At 58.8% G+C, this 15,290-nt stretch carries 13 protein-coding genes; 4 read left to right on the top strand and 9 right to left on the bottom strand.

All coding sequences use genetic code 11. The features are described 5' to 3' along the window. Window positions 1-44: 44 nt before the first annotated feature. From IEW65_RS12460 to IEW65_RS12445, 4 genes are all read left to right on the top strand, one after another. Complete coding sequence (locus tag IEW65_RS12460) at window positions 45-1,061, top strand: 1-aminocyclopropane-1-carboxylate deaminase (protein ID WP_188639790.1); 1,017 nt, start codon at window positions 45-47, stop codon at window positions 1,059-1,061. Between the two features lie 157 nt (window positions 1,062-1,218). Continuing rightward, window positions 1,219-1,557: a DUF6482 family protein gene (locus tag IEW65_RS12455; RefSeq protein WP_188639789.1), complete on the top strand. Its 339-nt coding sequence runs from the start codon at window positions 1,219-1,221 to the stop codon at window positions 1,555-1,557. Between the two features lie 156 nt (window positions 1,558-1,713). Continuing rightward, complete coding sequence (mgtE, locus tag IEW65_RS12450) at window positions 1,714-3,072, top strand: magnesium transporter (protein WP_188639788.1); 1,359 nt, start codon at window positions 1,714-1,716, stop codon at window positions 3,070-3,072. 135 nt (window positions 3,073-3,207) lie between these two features. Further along, entirely contained in the window at window positions 3,208-3,948 is a 741-nt protein-coding gene (locus IEW65_RS12445) for a sulfite exporter TauE/SafE family protein (RefSeq protein ID WP_188639787.1), read from the top strand. A gap of 25 nt (window positions 3,949-3,973) precedes the next feature. Here IEW65_RS12445 and IEW65_RS12440 read toward each other — a convergent pair whose 3' ends face one another. The 9 genes from IEW65_RS12440 to IEW65_RS12400 form a co-directional block, all read right to left on the bottom strand. Then, the gene (locus tag IEW65_RS12440; RefSeq protein WP_188639786.1) at window positions 3,974-4,867 is read right to left on the bottom strand and encodes an EamA family transporter; all 894 of its coding nucleotides are present in this window, start codon (window positions 4,865-4,867) and stop codon (window positions 3,974-3,976) included. Further along, the gene (gene phnX, locus IEW65_RS12435) at window positions 4,864-5,682 is read right to left on the bottom strand and encodes a phosphonoacetaldehyde hydrolase (RefSeq protein WP_188639785.1); all 819 of its coding nucleotides are present in this window, start codon (window positions 5,680-5,682) and stop codon (window positions 4,864-4,866) included. The genes IEW65_RS12440 and phnX overlap by 4 nt, the downstream gene beginning before the upstream one ends. Then, a complete protein-coding gene (locus IEW65_RS12430; protein ID WP_188639784.1) occupies window positions 5,682-6,839 on the bottom strand; it encodes a 2-aminoethylphosphonate--pyruvate transaminase in 1,158 nt (385 codons plus the stop codon). The genes phnX and IEW65_RS12430 overlap by 1 nt, the downstream gene beginning before the upstream one ends. Before the next feature lie 54 nt (window positions 6,840-6,893). Beyond that, the gene (locus IEW65_RS12425) at window positions 6,894-8,588 is read right to left on the bottom strand and encodes a putative 2-aminoethylphosphonate ABC transporter permease subunit (RefSeq protein ID WP_188639783.1); all 1,695 of its coding nucleotides are present in this window, start codon (window positions 8,586-8,588) and stop codon (window positions 6,894-6,896) included. Then, window positions 8,585-9,709 carry a putative 2-aminoethylphosphonate ABC transporter ATP-binding protein gene (locus tag IEW65_RS12420; protein WP_188639782.1) on the bottom strand — a complete coding sequence of 375 codons (1,125 nt, stop codon included), beginning with the start codon at window positions 9,707-9,709 and terminating at the stop codon, window positions 8,585-8,587. Before IEW65_RS12420 ends, IEW65_RS12425 begins: the two co-directional genes overlap by 4 nt. Window positions 9,710-9,753: 44 nt before the next feature. Next, complete coding sequence (locus IEW65_RS12415) at window positions 9,754-10,791, bottom strand: putative 2-aminoethylphosphonate ABC transporter substrate-binding protein (RefSeq protein ID WP_188639781.1); 1,038 nt, start codon at window positions 10,789-10,791, stop codon at window positions 9,754-9,756. A 109-nt stretch (window positions 10,792-10,900) separates the two neighbouring features. Then, window positions 10,901-11,611, bottom strand: a complete 711-nt coding sequence (locus IEW65_RS12410) for a UTRA domain-containing protein (RefSeq protein WP_188639780.1) — start codon at window positions 11,609-11,611, stop codon at window positions 10,901-10,903. Beyond that, a complete protein-coding gene (locus IEW65_RS12405; protein WP_188639779.1) occupies window positions 11,604-12,332 on the bottom strand; it encodes an HAD family hydrolase in 729 nt (242 codons plus the stop codon). The genes IEW65_RS12410 and IEW65_RS12405 overlap by 8 nt, the downstream gene beginning before the upstream one ends. A gap of 79 nt (window positions 12,333-12,411) precedes the next feature. Beyond that, window positions 12,412-15,111, bottom strand: a complete 2,700-nt coding sequence (locus IEW65_RS12400; protein WP_188639778.1) for a bifunctional diguanylate cyclase/phosphodiesterase — start codon at window positions 15,109-15,111, stop codon at window positions 12,412-12,414. Window positions 15,112-15,290 lie beyond the last annotated feature (179 nt).

The raw sequence follows: 15,290 nt of genomic DNA, 5'->3' as shown, positions 1-15,290 counted from the left end.
GCGATCTTTGCCTATCGCTTTCACTGCCAACGCAGGAGCTTGCCATGAACCTTGAGCGCTTTTCACGTTATCCACTGACGTTCGGCCCCTCCCCGATCACTCCCCTCAAACGGCTAAGCGCCCACCTTGGCGGCGAGGTCGAGCTGTATGCCAAGCGCGAGGACTGCAACAGCGGCTTAGCCTTTGGCGGCAACAAAACACGCAAGCTGGAGTACTTGATACCGGAAGCGCTGGAACAGGGCTGCGATACGCTGGTGTCGATTGGCGGGATCCAGTCTAACCAGACGCGCCAGGTGGCTGCCGTCGCGGCGCACCTGGGCATGAAGTGCGTCCTCGTTCAGGAGAACTGGGTGAACTACTCCGATGCGGTGTATGACCGGGTCGGCAATATCGAAATGTCACGCATCATGGGGGCCGACGTTCGCCTGGACGCCGCCGGTTTCGATATTGGCATTCGCCCTAGCTGGGAGCAGGCCATGGAAGATGTTCGCCAGCAAGGCGGCAAACCGTTCCCCATTCCCGCTGGCTGTTCCGAACACCCTTACGGCGGTTTAGGTTTCGTCGGGTTTGCCGAAGAGGTGCGTCAGCAGGAAAAAGAGCTGGGCTTTACCTTCGACTATATCGTGGTGTGCTCGGTGACCGGCAGCACCCAGGCGGGGATGGTGGTCGGCTTTGCAGCCGATGGCCGCGCCCAGCGGGTGATCGGCATCGATGCCTCTGCCAAGCCAGAGCAAACCCGTTCGCAGATTCTGCGAATTGCCCGCCACACCGCGGAGTTGGTCGAACTGGAAGGCGGCATTGCCGATGACGATGTGATTCTGGATACCCGCTACGGCGGCCCAGAGTACGGCCTGCCCAATGAGGGCACGCTGGAGGCCATTCGCCTTTGCGCCCGCCTGGAAGGCGTGCTCACCGACCCGGTGTACGAAGGAAAATCGATGCACGGCATGATTGATAGGGTACGCAATGGGGAGTTTCCGGCAGGGTCCAAAGTGCTCTACGCCCACCTTGGTGGCGTTCCCGCGCTAAATGCCTACAGCTTCTTGTTTAGAAACGGCTAACCTATTTTTTCTTTCTATTCTTTATCGCCTACCAACGCCCCAAGCGTGTCATCCCTTGGGGCATTTTTCTGCTCGCGAAATGCACGACCAAAAGCTATACAAATCCATCACGCTCATTAGACTCTATATAAACACAGTTGAGTCAATGAGGTGCGCTATGTCTTCACCACTCCCCCCTCGTTTAACCCTGGCTGAGCTTTCACAACTGGCCGAGCCGCTGCCCGACGTTGAGCTGCACGGGATTGATATGGGCTGGTATATCGTGCGCCTGCACCGCGATGAGTCGGTCAGCTTACTGGTCAATCCGCAGGGCGAAACGAAGCGCTTTAGCGGCACCCAGTGGGTGAGCCGCGCGCTGGCACCGTTGGGTTTTACCCACGGCATTCTTACCTGGGCCGATGCGGCCGATGAGATGATCGGCAACCCGATACCGCCTGTCTCTGCCCAGCAGCGGCTTCAGCATGGCGTACGCGTGGCCTTTGCAACTCGGCACTAAAACGCCCCGGTATCCCCTTCGCGATCAGGCGCTCCTAGCCATGATGGTAAAAAAGCCTTCATGGCTTTCAACCCCGCCTGCCGATAAGATTCATAGTGAGCCATCAAGCGCTTTCAAGTAGTTGTGTTAAAAATTAATGACCAAAGGATGGACTCTATGCGCGATGAAGAGAAATACACCAATACTGAGGAGCAGCTGCTGTATCTTCAAAAGTTACTAGATGAAGAAGATACAGCTGCCTTAAACGAGCTGTTTAATGAGCTCGATATTTTAGCGATTGCGCGCACCCTTGAGTCTTTTCCCGCCAAAACCCGTGACCGGCTATGGGAGTACATTCCAGAAACGATGCTCGGCGAGGTGCTGGCCGAAGTCGATGAGGACATCCGCGCCGATTACATCGAAGACCTCACCGCCAGCGACGTTGAGCAGATCGTTAAGGGCCTGGATGCCCAGGAAGTCGCCGAGGTTCTTGATGTTGCGGATGAAGAGATTAAGACCACCGTCTATGCCAGCCTGGACCAGGAGATTCGTGCCCAGGTTGAGAACCTCTACACCTATGAAGAGGACATGGTGGGCCGTTACATGGACCCGGAAACGGTCAATGTAAAACAGGGCGTTTCACTGGAGGCAGTTCAGCGCTATATCCGTATTCACCACCTGTTAGATGATGAGTCTCAGCAGGTGATGATCACTGATAAGGATAAGCGCCTGCTAGGCACCCTGACGCTGATTGATTTGGTCAAACAGCCACAGGAAAGCACCGTCGACGCGTTCATGGACGATGCTCCCTACACGCTCAACGATCAGATGAAGGTCAGCGATGCCGCTGCACTGTTGCGCTCCAAAGAGCTGCCCTTTGTGCCGGTGTGTAACAGCGAAGGGTTGCTGGTGGGCCAATTGAACGCCGCTGACGTACTGGAAATTACCCAAGACGACGCGGACATGACCTTGAAACACATGTCCGGCGTCAGCGACGAAGAGGAAGTGTTCACCCCGATTCTGCGCAGTGCCAAGAGCCGCGGCATTTGGCTTGGCATCAACTTGCTAACTGCCTTTCTAGCTGCCTTTGTGATCGGGCAGTTTGAAGAAGTGCTGGATCAAATCGTCGCGCTGGCCATTCTCATGCCCGTGGTCGCCAGCATGGGAGGTATTGCAGGCAGCCAAACCCTAACCGTCGTCATACGTGGCTTAGCGCTTGGGCAAATTGCGGGTAACAACAAACAGTGGCTCTACAACAAAGAGCTGTGGGTGGGCATGCTCAATGGTTTGGTATGGGCGCTTGTGGTGGGCGGTATTTCCTACCTGTGGTTTAGCGACCCGCTCATTACTCTGGTCATCACGCTGGCGATTTTTATCAACATGAGCCTCGCCAATGTGTCTGGCGTACTGATCCCCCTGGTACTCAAACGGCTGCAAATTGACCCTGCTCTATCCGGCGCGGTGATCTTGACCACCGTTACGGATGTCGTCGGCTTTCTATCGTTCTTGGGGCTGGCGACGCTGATTATTTTGTGATCACTAGCGTGCATTAACATGCGTCGTGTCATCACTCTCTTCGCCCGCTAACATTTATCTAATGCTATGCTGTTGCGCCCCGCTGCTGCGGGGCTTTTTTATGTCGGTCGCTTTTAAATACCCTGTGAGGCTCCCATGCTCCCCGAATACTCCCTTATCGCCTGGCTGTTGATCATTTTTTCTGTCTACATCACTGGCGTCTCTAAAGGGGGCTTTGCAGGCGGCTTTGGTACGCTCTCGGTGCCGTTGATGGCGCTGGCGATTAGCCCCACCCAGGCAGCCGGTCTGCTGCTGCCCCTGTTGCTTGTGATGGATGCGTTTGCCGTCAAAGCGTGGTGGGGTAAGCACGATAGCGCGGAGGTATGGCGCTTTGTGCCGGGGCTGTTTATTGGCGTGACGGTGGGCACTTTGCTGTTTGGCAGCCTGAGCGAGCAGGGCGTGCGGCTGGTGCTGGGCATTCTCTCGGTCGTGTTTGCGGCCTATATGCTGCTCAAGCCCGTGGCGAAAAAACCCATTTCCACCTACTGGGCACTGCCCGCCTCTAGTGTGTGCGGCTTTACCAGCTTTATTGCCCACGCAGGCGCGCCGCCGATGAATATGTACCTGATGCCGCGCAAGCTCACTAAAGAGACGTTTATTGCCACCTGCACAGTGACCTACGCCGTAGTGAACTCCATCAAACTTGGCCCGTATATGTGGCTGGGCGAGGTCAATATGACCAGCGCCTGGGCCTCGCTGCTGCTGGTGCCTGTCGCGTGGATCGGGGTACGTAACGGTCTTTGGCTACAGAGTCGCGTCAATGAAAAGCTGTTTTACCGCCTCGTGATCATCGCCATGTTCTTAGTGGGGATTAACTTGGTGTGGCAAGCGCTCTAGTTGAGAGAACTAGCAGGTGGCGCGACTACAGCGCCACCATCACCAACCCCGCCAGCATCACCAAGGTGCCGAGTGTTTTAGCGGTGGAAGCGGGCTCTTTTAGCCATAGCACACCCATCAACACACCTACCGGAATCGATAGCTGGCGCAGGGCGACCACGTAGCTCACTTCATCGGTCATCGCCATGGCCATCAGCACGAGGCCGTAGGTGCAGGTCATCATCAGCCCGGTGGTGATTAGCATCGTTAGACCCTGCTGACGAAGTGCGGGCAGGCGGCGGCGCTCGGCAGGCAGCAGCGCCAGCAGCGGTACCGCCCAGGTCAGCGTCATCACCGCTTGCAGCACCATAAAGACGGCCCCGGCGGTGAGCCCGCTGTGCCCAGCGCTCTGCATGAGCCCTAAGGCCTGCTTATCAATCAGCGAATAGCCCACAGTTCCCGCCGCTGCCAGCAGCGCAAACCCCATGGCGGGGGTGAAGTAGGTGGAAAACCGACGCGCCTCCGGGTGGCTAAGCGGCAGGCAGAGTGCCCCCGCCACCACTAACGCCATTCCCAAACCGTCCTGAGCATCTAGCACGCGGCTGCCTAGTAACGCGATGGAGACCAAAGGCACCAGCACCACGGGGAGCGCCCTGGCGATGGGGTAAAGCACGCTCACTTCACCCCGCGCATAGGCCCAGGCCAGGCCGCCCATATAAAGCATCTGGCAGAGCCCCGAGAGGGCCAGCCACCCCCAGAACGACCCCGGCAGCGCCATGAGCGATGGCCCCAGCACTAACAGCGGCAGCATCACTACCCCGCCTGCACCATAGGCCAGCACAAATGCCCCCAGCGAGGGCGTGTTGCGTTTGCCCAGCACGTTCCACCCGGCGTGCATACACACCGAGACAAGCACGAGGGCAAGTGCCGCTGGACTCAAGGTCGCTCCCCTTGCTGCAGGCGAGCGGTAATCTGCTCAATCACGTTGGGCAGCTCGGCAATGGTGGGAATGCAGTAGTGGGGCTGGGAGGTAGCAAACTGAGCGGCAACCCGCTCATGAGCCGCCTGACGCTCGGCAGCGCTCAGCGCTTGGTACTGCGCATAATCAAGCCCTAACGCGTTGCCCGAACAGGTCAGCGCTACTGTCCACATGCCCGCGCTGCGGCCTTCTAAAATCCCCGGCGTGGTGTCGTCCACCTTGATACAGGCGGCTACATCGCTCACGCCCAGCGCAATCACATTCGCTAGCGCCTGAGCGGGGTGCGGGCGGCCATTGGGCACTTCGTCGGTAGCCACCACATGATCGACCTCAAGCCCCTTTTCCGCCGCCAGCGCCACCACTTTTTCCATGACCACGGCCGGATAGCCCGAGCAAGAACCAATCTTCAGCCCTTGGCTGCGCAGGGCCGACAACGTATCCAGCGCGCCGGGAATGACGGCCGAATGGTCGGCAATTTTGGCGATCTGGAGCGGCATGAAGCGCTCATAAAGGGCCGTGACATCGTCATCGCTGGGCGCATGGCCAACCGCTTGCGTGAAGCGTTCGGCGACCTCCGGCTGATTGCACAGGGTGCGGATATGGTCCCACTTGCCCATCCCCATGGGCCCACGCGCCTCTTCCAGGCTGATCGTCACACCCAGCTCGGCAAAGGCTTCGACAAAGATTTGAGTGGGGGCAAACGAGCCGAAATCCACTAGCGTGCCTGCCCAGTCGCAGATGACCGCCTGCAGACGGCGAGGAGAGTCGTAGTGCATTAGGCGCTCCATGCTTGAGGTGAAAGATGAGTTGAAAGATGAGGTGAAATAGAGACGCCCATCTCGCTCAGCGCGTCTTGAATGGCCAGCAGCAGGGTGTCGATCACCGCGACATCCAGTTGGCCGATACAACCGATGCGAAAGCTGTCTACTTCCGTCAGCTTGCCGGGGTAAATCAAAAAACCACGCGCTTTGAGCGCGGCGTAGAAATCCCGAAATGCAAAGGCGGGGTCATCAGGGCTTAAAAACGTGGTAATGATCGGCGACAGCCAGCGATCCTCCAGCAGGGTAGCAAACCCCAGCGCACGCATACCCGCCACCAGCGCATCGCGGTTTTGGGTATAGCGGGCGCAGCGGCCTGCCACGCCGCCCTCTGCGCGGTGCTGGGCAAGGGCTGCTTGAAACGCCACTACGGTATGGGTGGGCGGTGTAAAGCGCCACTGGCCAGTGCGTTCCATATAGGCCCACTGAGCATGAAGGTCCAGGCTAAGCGAGTGGGCGCGACCTTCCCCCGCGTCGAGCAGCTCACGGCGAATAATCACGAACCCAAACCCCGGCACGCCTTCGATGCACTTATTGGCCGAGGAGATCAGCACGTCGATGGGCGTTTTGGACAGGCTCAGCGGCACCCCGCCAAAGGAGCTCATGGCATCCACGATCAGCGTCTTGCCGTGGGCATGCACGACTTCCGCGATGGCCTCCAGCGGGTTCAAGATGCCGGAGCTGGTCTCGCAGTGCACCAGGAAAACGGCGCTGATCTCGGGGTCTTGGTGCAGCAGAGCGTCGACTTCGTCCGGCTGAGGCGGCAGGTAGTCGCCTTTATCCAGCGTGACGTAGCGGCGGCCCATCATGTGCAGCAGCTGCGCTGCGCGCTTGCCGTAGGCACCGTTCATCAGCACCAGGGCTTTGCCGTGGGGGGCGACGGCGCAGGCCAGCGCGCTCTCTACCGCGAAGGTGCCGCTGCCCTGCATGGGCACGCAGGCAAACTCGCTATCGGCGGCATCGGCCATGGCCAGCAGTTGGGCACGCACGTCGGCCGTGACCTGGTTAAAGTCATCATCCCAGGAACCCCAGTCATTCAGCATGGCGGCTTTGGTCTCGGGCGATGTGGTAAGCGGCCCGGGCGTGAGTAAATAGGGAGTCGTTGGAGGCGTCATTTTTGGTCTATACCAGATAATCCACACAGGTTAGCGGTTGGTGCGGCGAGCTGTCTAGCCCGCCTGACGCCAGCGCTGTGCGTTGTTGAGAAGTACGTGCGTGAGCGCTGCGTGCAGCAACTTCACCACCAGTGAGGTAAGGAAAATCAGCACCGCCATGGCCGCCGCGCTGGCAAAGTAGCCCGCTTCGTCCAGATGCAGCACGGCCACCGATGCCAGTCGCGTATCGCTGTTGTAAAGAAACACCACAGCTGACACCGTCGTCATGGCATTGACGAAGAGATACACCGAGATATCCAGCACGGCAGGCAGCGAGACCGGTAGCGTCACGCGGCGAAACGTTGTCCAGAAAGGCACTTTCAGCGATGCACCCACGGCTTCAAACTCCGGGTCGAGCTGCTTTAGCGCCGTCACCGAGGTGAGGTGGCAGACCGTATAGAAGTGCACCAGCGTATTGAGCACCAAAATCGCCATGGTGCCGTACAGCCAGTTGAACGGGTTGCCCGCCTGGTTGAAAAAGAAGATATAGGCCAGCCCCAACACCATGCCCGGCACCGCCATGGGCAGCATGGCCATCAGGTGCAGCCCTTGGCGCAGCGGGCGATAGCCTTCGCTTTTTTCAATCAGCCAAGCGTTGAAGAAGATCACCAGTGTTCCGATCAGCGCCACGCTAAAAGCCAGTTTCAGCGAGTTAAACCATGCTCCCCAGCCGCCTCCACCTAGCCCTTGAAAGGTATAGTGCTGCAGCGTCAGCGTTAGGTTATAGGGCCAGAACTGCACTAGCGAGGCGTACATCGCGGTGCCAATCACCAGCAGAATCACCCCGGCCACGCCGTAGCACAGCAGCGCAAACAGGCCATCGCGTAGCGGGCTGGGCGTGGGCTGCCACGGCACGGCGCGGGCGGAGAGCTGCGCCACCTGCCGACGCTGAATCCAGCGGTCGACCATGAACGAAATCACCGCAGGCAGCAGCAGAATCACACTCACCACCGCGCCCATCTGAAAGTTCTGTTGCCCCACCACCTGGCGGTAAACATCGGTGGCCAGCACGCTGAACTGGCCGCCGATGATTTTCGGCACGCCAAAATCGGTGATTGCCAGGGTAAACACAACGAACAGGCAGGAAATCAGGCCGTAGCGAACCCCCGGCAAAGTGATGGTTAAAAAAGTGCGCCATTTGGGTGTGCCCAGCGCATCGGCAACTTCGTAGAGCCGCGCATCGCTGTGGGTTAATGCTGTAATGAGCAGCATCAGCGCATGGGGGAAAATCCAGAAGCTCATGCCCAGCACGATGCCGATGGGGCCATAAATCGTCTCCCCCATCAGCACGTCACGCAGAAAGCCTTGGTTGCCAAAGAGATACACTAAACTGATCGCGGGCAGCAGCGAAGGTGCCAAAATAGGCAGAATGGCCAGCATCCGAAACAGCCGCTTGCCCGGCATGCAGGTACGGGTAATCCCGTAGGCACAGAGAAATGCCAGCCCCACGACGATCACCGTTGTGGTCAGCGCCACACGAATCGAGTTGGCAATGGAGTTCACCAGCGCCGGGGTCTGGAAATACTGAACGAAGTTAGCGATGCCGATAAAGTCACCGCTGCGGTCCTGTACGCTTTTGACCAGCATGGCGAACAGCGGAAACAGCAGGCCAACAACCAGCAGCGCGACGCCTGCTAACAGCACCAGCAAACGGATCAGCGCTTCAGGCGACAGCCTGCTCATCGGCGGAATCCACGCGAGCGCTCTCATGACTGACAGCTCCCAGCGGGGTACAAACGCGCCGCATCCCCAGGCAAATGAAGGCCAACCACCTGCCCCAGCTTGAGCGACAGCATCGCACTGTCTCGGCTTGGCACATCGGCAAGCACGCGTTGCTCAGTGCCCGCTATGCGTAGCGAGACGCGCTGAAACGCACCTAAAAACTCGATGCCGGTGACCTCACCTACCAACGCGCCGGGCTGGCGGGTCAGGGCAACCGCTTCTGGGCGAATGGCAAGCTGCGCAGGCCGCCCTTTGGCAAACGTATGGGGCAAGCAGTCGCACACGGTGTTGCCCAGCTGCACCTGATGGTTGGCTGCTGCGGTCACGTCCAGAAAGTTCATGGTACCGATGAACGAGGCCACAAAAGCGCTAGCGGGTTGGTGGTAAATCTCCGCCGGGGTGCCCACCTGCTCGATCACGCCGTGGTTCATTACCACGATCCGGTCGGCCATGGTCAGTGCTTCTTCCTGGTCGTGGGTCACCATGATGGTGGTGACTCCCAAGCGGGCCTGTAGCGCTTTAATTTGACTACGCAGATGCCCACGCACCCGCGCATCCAGCGCTGATAGCGGCTCATCCAACAGCAGCAAGCCAGGCTCCATCGCCAGCGCTCTTGCCAGCGCCACCCGCTGCTGCTGCCCGCCAGACAGCGCCGCCGGGTACTTGGCCTCGCTCCCGGAGAGATCCACCAGCGCCAGCAGTTCGGCCACGCGGGCATGAATGTCAGCCCGAGCAACACGACGATTGCGCAGCCCATAGGCCACGTTGTCGAAGACGGTTAGGTTGGGAAACAGCGCGTAAGACTGAAACACGATACCGAAATCACGCGCCTGCGGGGGCAGCGTGGAAATATCCTTCCCACGCTGAATCAGCGTGCCCGCGCTCTGGCGGGTAAGCCCGGCAATCATACGCAGCAACGTGGTCTTGCCGCAGCCCGATGGCCCGAGAAAGCAGACGAACTCGCCTTCTTGAATCTCGAGCGCGATATTATCCAGCGCGGTAAAGCTGCCAAAGCGTTTAGTCACACCGTCGATGCTTAAGTGCGTCGTGGTGGCATGAGGGGTCGCCGCTGCGGAGGCCGACAGCGGCGATGTCAGTGTTGGGGGCATAACATCTCCAAGCCCCGGCCTTAGCCGGGGCAGCTGTGCGGTGCTTACTCTTCGGTTTTGCTGTCGTAACGGCGCTGCCATTCGGCTAATACGCGCTCACGATTTACCGCCGCCCACGAGAAGTCGGCGTCGATCATGCGCTCGGTAATATCGGCTGGGTAGTTCTCGATAGGCTGCGCCACACCGGGGTAAGCCACCACGGCATAGCCTTCGTTGTAGAGCTCGTTAGCCTCCTGAGACACGACCCAATCCATCAGCGTTTGGGCGGCTTCCTGTTGGTCGGTACCGGCCACAATGGCAGCCGCTTCCATATCCCAGCCCAGGCCCTCTTCAGGGAAGACCACCTCGATAGGCGCACCTTGTGATTTCAGGCGGGCACCGCGGAAGGCAAACGACACGCCCACCACGGCTTCACCGGTGGCCGCGAGGCTGCACGGTGCCGAGCCAGAGTGGGTGTAGCGGGAGATGTTGTTGTGCAGGCGGTCCATGTAGTCCCAGCCTTGATCTTCACCCCACAGCTGCAGCCAGCTCGCCACGTCCAGGTAGCCGGTGCCCGATGAGTTGGGGTTGGGCATAATCACGTGGCCTTCAAATTCAGGCTGGGTGAGGTCTTCCCATGAGGTGGGCATCGGCACGCCCTGACGCTCACCTTCGATGGTGTTGTAGCAAATCGCCGCAACCCAAGCGTCCATACCCACCCATGCCGGGTCTTCACCGTTGCGGTAGGCCGCATCGACGAATTTTGGGTCGAGGTTCTCAACGCCTTGCGGGGCGTAGCGGGCCAGCAAGCCCTCCTCTTCCAGCACCAGCAGGCTGGTGGCGGCCAGGCCCCAGATAACATCCGCCTGGGGGTTCTCTTTTTCCGCTAGCAGGCGAGCGGTGATCACACCGGTAGAGTCGCGCACCCAATTGATGGTGATCTCAGGGTGAGCGGCGTTAAAGCGCTCGGCGTATTTTTGCAGGTCGTCAGACTCAACGGCGGTATACACCGTCAGCTCGGTGGCCTGGGCAGAGGCGGCGAACACACTGGCCATAGCGCTAACCAGTAACGTGGGTTGGAACAAGCGGCGAAGCATCGACATGGGTGGTCTCCAGCGGTTTGGTATAGACCAGAATTTTGCCGAGCTTAAATGACAGTGCCGTGACGCTTCATTGACCGATTCTTTAAGTTCTTGTGTCTAGACGGGAAAGCTACTGCTGGCCCGACAGCTCGACGCGGATGCACAGCGAGTCGTGCAGCCAGTGCTCTTCGTCATACTCAATCGGGCGCTGCTGGTCATCGAAAATCGCGCGGCAAATATTCAGCCCCGCCGTGCCCGGTGCCACAAATAGCTCTTCGGCATCGCCCGGTGACAGCGCCTCCGACACCATGGAGATGGAGCGATTGGCCAAGTGATGCCCCCAGCGCTCGCGCAGCAGCCCCCAAAGTGACTGGCTGGCGTAGATCGACAGCAACTCTGGGGCGCGTTCGGGCACCACCCAGAGTGACTCCGCCAGCACCGCGCGGTCATCCACATAGCGGCGACGGCGAATATGGTGAAAAACGTGATCATCCGGCAGGTTTAACGCCCGGGCAGCGGGCAGGTGGGCGCGGGACTCCAACTGGAGAACGGCGGTGCGCGGCTGGCGGCCTTGGGCGCGCACGTAGTCGTTAAAACCAGCATCGCGGGTGGGGTCGTACATCAACCGTGCCGGAGAGATAAACCAGCCGCGGCGATTGCTACGGTGGATAAGCCCCTCGCCCTCCAGCTGCGCCAGCGCTTGGCGCAGGGTGACGCGAGTGGTGGAGAAACGTTCGGCCAGCGCGCGCTCAGCGGGCAGTTTGCCCTCCCACTGAGCGGCATGCTGAGTAATCAGGTGACGAAGCTGTTCGGTAAGCTGTAGGTAATAGGCATCAGGCATGCGCCGATTTTCCTGGACGGTCGTGAGCAGCAGATACACCGGCGGGTGCAGAGGCCCGCCAGTCTAAGCGCCGCCACCCTTCTACGCTAGCCACCTCGGCCAAGACCGGGTCGGGGTTGACCGCCACAGCGCAATCCACGTACTGCAGCAGCGGCAGGTCGTTGCGGGAGTCGGAGTAGAACGTGGTATGGCTAGGCGTGATGGCCCGCTCCGCCAGCCACTGCTGAAAGCGAATCACCTTGCCACCTCGGTACGAGAGCACGCCTTGGCTACCACCGGTATAAACACGCGCTTCCTCAGAAGTAGCGACCTCCAGCTCTACCGCGAGCACATGCTCGATGCCGAGCGCCGCCGCAATAGGGGCTACCAAATGGTGGGAAGAGGCAGAGATCAGCACCAGGGTATCGCCCGCTTTTCGATGGCTTTCCAGGCAGCGCCACGCCTGATCAAAAATACGCGGCTGTAGATGGGTAGCGACAAAGCGCTCTACCTCTTTTTCCACCTCAGCAACTCGACGCCCCTTCAGAGGCGCCAGGGTCATGGCAAGGTACTCTTCCAACTTAAGCTTGCCCGCATGATAGGCCTGCTGCATCTGCTCCGCGCTCGCCATAAAGCGCTCCGTGTCGCTGATCCACCCTTGCTCAATCATCCATAAATTCCAGCGGTCGCTGCAGTCTCCATCCAGGAGCGTATCATCAAGGTCAAACAGGGCCAGGCGCATGGGGGAAACTCCTATCGTCGCGGTTTGGCGCGCGTAGAGTATGCCAACGATGATGACAAGACGATGACGAAGCGCCGCGCTAGCCGTTCAGCCAAGTGCGGGCAAACTCATCGGCGGGCAGCGGTTTTCCAAACCAGTAGCCCTGGGCCTGATTGCAGCCCATCTCGGCCAGCAGCGCCGCTTGCTCGGCACTTTCAACCCCTTCGGCGAGGGTTTTCATTTCTAGTGTGTTCGCCATGGCGATAATCGTTTGCACAATCGCTCGGTCGTGATGGTTGTCGAGCATATCGCGCACAAAGGAGATATCGATTTTCAGTGCATCGGCAGCAAAACGGCGCAGATAAGAGAGCGAGGAGTAACCGGTGCCAAAATCATCAATAAACAGCGCATAACCTGCTTGGCGCATGGCTTGGGTGATGATGATGGCTTGGTCTGGGTCACGCATAAAGTCGCTCTCGGTTAGCTCCAGCGCAATCGTGCTAGGCGACACATTGGCGGTCAGCGTAGCAATGTGCGTGGTTAACCGAGGGTCGGCGAACTGCTGAGCGGAAATATTAATCGATAGGCGACCGGGCAGCGGCGTGCCGACCGACTGCCATACGCTGAGCTGGCGGGCGGCCTCTTTTAACACCCAGTCGCCGAGTAAACGAATCAGACCGCGCTCCTCCGCCAGGGGAATAAACTCACCGGGGCTAACCCACCCCCACTCGGGGTCGTGCCAGCGGCATAGCGCTTCTGCGCCGGTCAGCGTTTGGGTATGTAAATCTACCTGAGGCTGAAAATAGAGCTCAAGCCGCCCTTCTAAAATCGCCACATGCAGCCGCTCGGTCATCCATTGGCGGCGCTCCAACGTATGGCGCATGGCCTGAGTGTAAGGGGAGATGTTGGTGTCACGCTTTTTGGCGTGATGCAGCGCGATGCTGGCCGCATTGAACAGCTCGCTGACCTTGGGGACATCGCTCGGATAGCGCGCAAAACCAATGCTAACATCCAGGTTAAACACGCGGTGATCCAAGCGAATAGGCCGCTTCACCAACGCACATAGCTGCTTCACCACTTCATCGAGGCTGGCCCGCTCAATCTGTGGAAACAGGAGCGCGAACTCATCGCCAGAAAGACGCGCGCAGTGCACGCTCGGCAAATCTAAATGGCGTAACCTCCCCGCCACCGTGGCCAACAGCTGGTCGCCAATTTGATGGCCGTGCAGGTCGTTAATTTCTTTAAAGCGCCGCAAATCGAGCAACAGCAGTGCCAGTGGCGACTGCTGCGCTTGCGCCTGCTGACCCATCTCAAGCAGGTGCTCCATAAACTGCACCCGGTTCGGCAAGCCGGTGGTGCTGTCGGTATAGGCCAATTGGTGCATATGGCGGTGATCGCGGCGTCGCTCTAGCTCGGCTGCGGCACCGGTGGAGAGAATTTGTAGCACCGATGTCGCAAAGGCATTCGTCGTGAGCGGCGCTTGATAAAACACCATCATCACACCAATGGCTTCGCCTTTCGCGTTATCTAAGCGTCGACCAATCCATGCCTGCGCACTCAGTGTCGCCCCCGGCAGCGTAAACCGCTGGCCGTGATGCACAACGCTCTCTTGTTCTAATACCACCCGCTCGACGGGCGTATCGCGCAACAGAAAGGTGTGATTTTTACGGCTTTGGCCATCGACCACTAAGCTCACGGTATGGCCAGTGGTCGCAGGTAATAGGCTATTGGGGTGCGTGTGCTCGCTCTGTTGAGACAGTACAGGTTGGTCTAAGAGGGCAATAAAGCCCGCATCGGCTTCTAACAGCGTAGTGAGCGTAGAAATAAGCTGCTGAAAGTAGTCATCCCCTACCCGCGAGGTCACGGTTGAGGCGACTTGCACCACCGCCTGCTGCACCCGCTGCGCCTCCTGCTGGTCGGTCACATCGGTAATAAAACCTTCCAGGCAGAGCACGTCACCTTCATCGGAAAAAATGGCCTGCCCTTGCTCCCACATCCAGCGCTCGCTGCCGTCACGATGGCGAATGCGGAACGTCATGCGGTAAGGGCGTCGCTGATGAATGGCGGACTGCACGGCTTTAACCAGCCGGTCTTGGTCTTCTTTGTGGACTAAATTCGCAAAACTGGTGATGCGACTATTCTCCAGCTCATCAGGCCGATAGCCGGTCAGCGCTTCAGCGCCTTTACTCACTAGCTGCATGGTCCAGTCGTTATCATTCAGGCAGCGGTAGGCCATCCCCGGCAGGTGATTCAGCAGGGTATTGAGCCGACGTTCGCTCTCTTTGGCAGCGGCTTCGCTTTTACGCAAAGCACTTTCCGCTTGGCGTCTGCCTAGCTCAGCCCCCGCTTGGGCGGCGGCAATACGTAGAATTTCATTCTCTAACCCATCAAACGCCATGGGTTGATTACTAAGCACGGCCAGTAAGCCAATAGCAGAGCCATCAGGAGAAAATAGCGGCAGGCCCATATAGCTATCAGCGCCCAACTCACTAAGAAGATCATCTTCCGGGAAGCGGGACTGCACATCGCAGGCATACAAGCATGGCTCAAAACCCACCACGGTTTCGCAAGGCGTTCCCGTTAAGGGGTAAGCAATATTGGCCTGTAGGCCGCCTCTTGACCAAACGGCCAAGGTTTCGGCTATATTGGCATCTGTGACCACCGCGACCAGCGCATGGTCGACGGCAAGTAGATGAGCAAGCTGTTCCACCAGGGTGGCAAAGAAGCTGGGCTGACCACTGCGTCCAACCCCTTCCGCTAGCTGGCGAAAAATCTCTGCTGCTTCTTTCCTTGTGTGCATCGTTGCACTCGCTTATTTCGTTTTGGAGCAGCCTAGCGTTGTTCTGTTTTAACAAAGCACAGCGACGTTTGCACCATAAACAGCTACCTTATGGAAGAAGCCTGGGGTGACGAACCGTATCGGCGGGTCTGACAATATGATAGAAACCTCTATCGTTATTATTTTTTACTGCCCGCTTC

The organism is Vreelandella lutescens, assembly GCF_014640815.1.
Classification (GTDB): domain Bacteria; phylum Pseudomonadota; class Gammaproteobacteria; order Pseudomonadales; family Halomonadaceae; genus Vreelandella; species Vreelandella lutescens.
The sequence above is the reverse complement of the archived record's forward strand: the minus strand, read 5'-3'. Positions and strand labels throughout refer to the sequence as shown.

What these genes read in the sequence shown, in the direction of transcription:
- mgtE (WP_188639788.1), top strand. Translation starts at nt 1,714, where the DNA reads ATGCGCGATGAAGAGAAATACACCAATACTGAGGAGCAGCTGCTGTAT.
- IEW65_RS12420 (WP_188639782.1), bottom strand. Translation starts at nt 9,709, where the DNA reads ATGCCCCCAACACTGACATCGCCGCTGTCGGCCTCCGCAGCGGCGACC.
- IEW65_RS12445 (WP_188639787.1), top strand. Translation starts at nt 3,208, where the DNA reads ATGCTCCCCGAATACTCCCTTATCGCCTGGCTGTTGATCATTTTTTCT.
- IEW65_RS12430 (WP_188639784.1), bottom strand. Translation starts at nt 6,839, where the DNA reads ATGACGCCTCCAACGACTCCCTATTTACTCACGCCCGGGCCGCTTACC.
- IEW65_RS12455 (WP_188639789.1), top strand. Translation starts at nt 1,219, where the DNA reads ATGTCTTCACCACTCCCCCCTCGTTTAACCCTGGCTGAGCTTTCACAA.
- phnX (WP_188639785.1), bottom strand. Translation starts at nt 5,682, where the DNA reads ATGCACTACGACTCTCCTCGCCGTCTGCAGGCGGTCATCTGCGACTGG.
- IEW65_RS12415 (WP_188639781.1), bottom strand. Translation starts at nt 10,791, where the DNA reads ATGTCGATGCTTCGCCGCTTGTTCCAACCCACGTTACTGGTTAGCGCT.
- IEW65_RS12400 (WP_188639778.1), bottom strand. Translation starts at nt 15,111, where the DNA reads ATGCACACAAGGAAAGAAGCAGCAGAGATTTTTCGCCAGCTAGCGGAA.
- IEW65_RS12405 (WP_188639779.1), bottom strand. Translation starts at nt 12,332, where the DNA reads ATGCGCCTGGCCCTGTTTGACCTTGATGATACGCTCCTGGATGGAGAC.
- IEW65_RS12425 (WP_188639783.1), bottom strand. Translation starts at nt 8,588, where the DNA reads ATGAGAGCGCTCGCGTGGATTCCGCCGATGAGCAGGCTGTCGCCTGAA.
- IEW65_RS12460 (WP_188639790.1), top strand. Translation starts at nt 45, where the DNA reads ATGAACCTTGAGCGCTTTTCACGTTATCCACTGACGTTCGGCCCCTCC.
- IEW65_RS12410 (WP_188639780.1), bottom strand. Translation starts at nt 11,611, where the DNA reads ATGCCTGATGCCTATTACCTACAGCTTACCGAACAGCTTCGTCACCTG.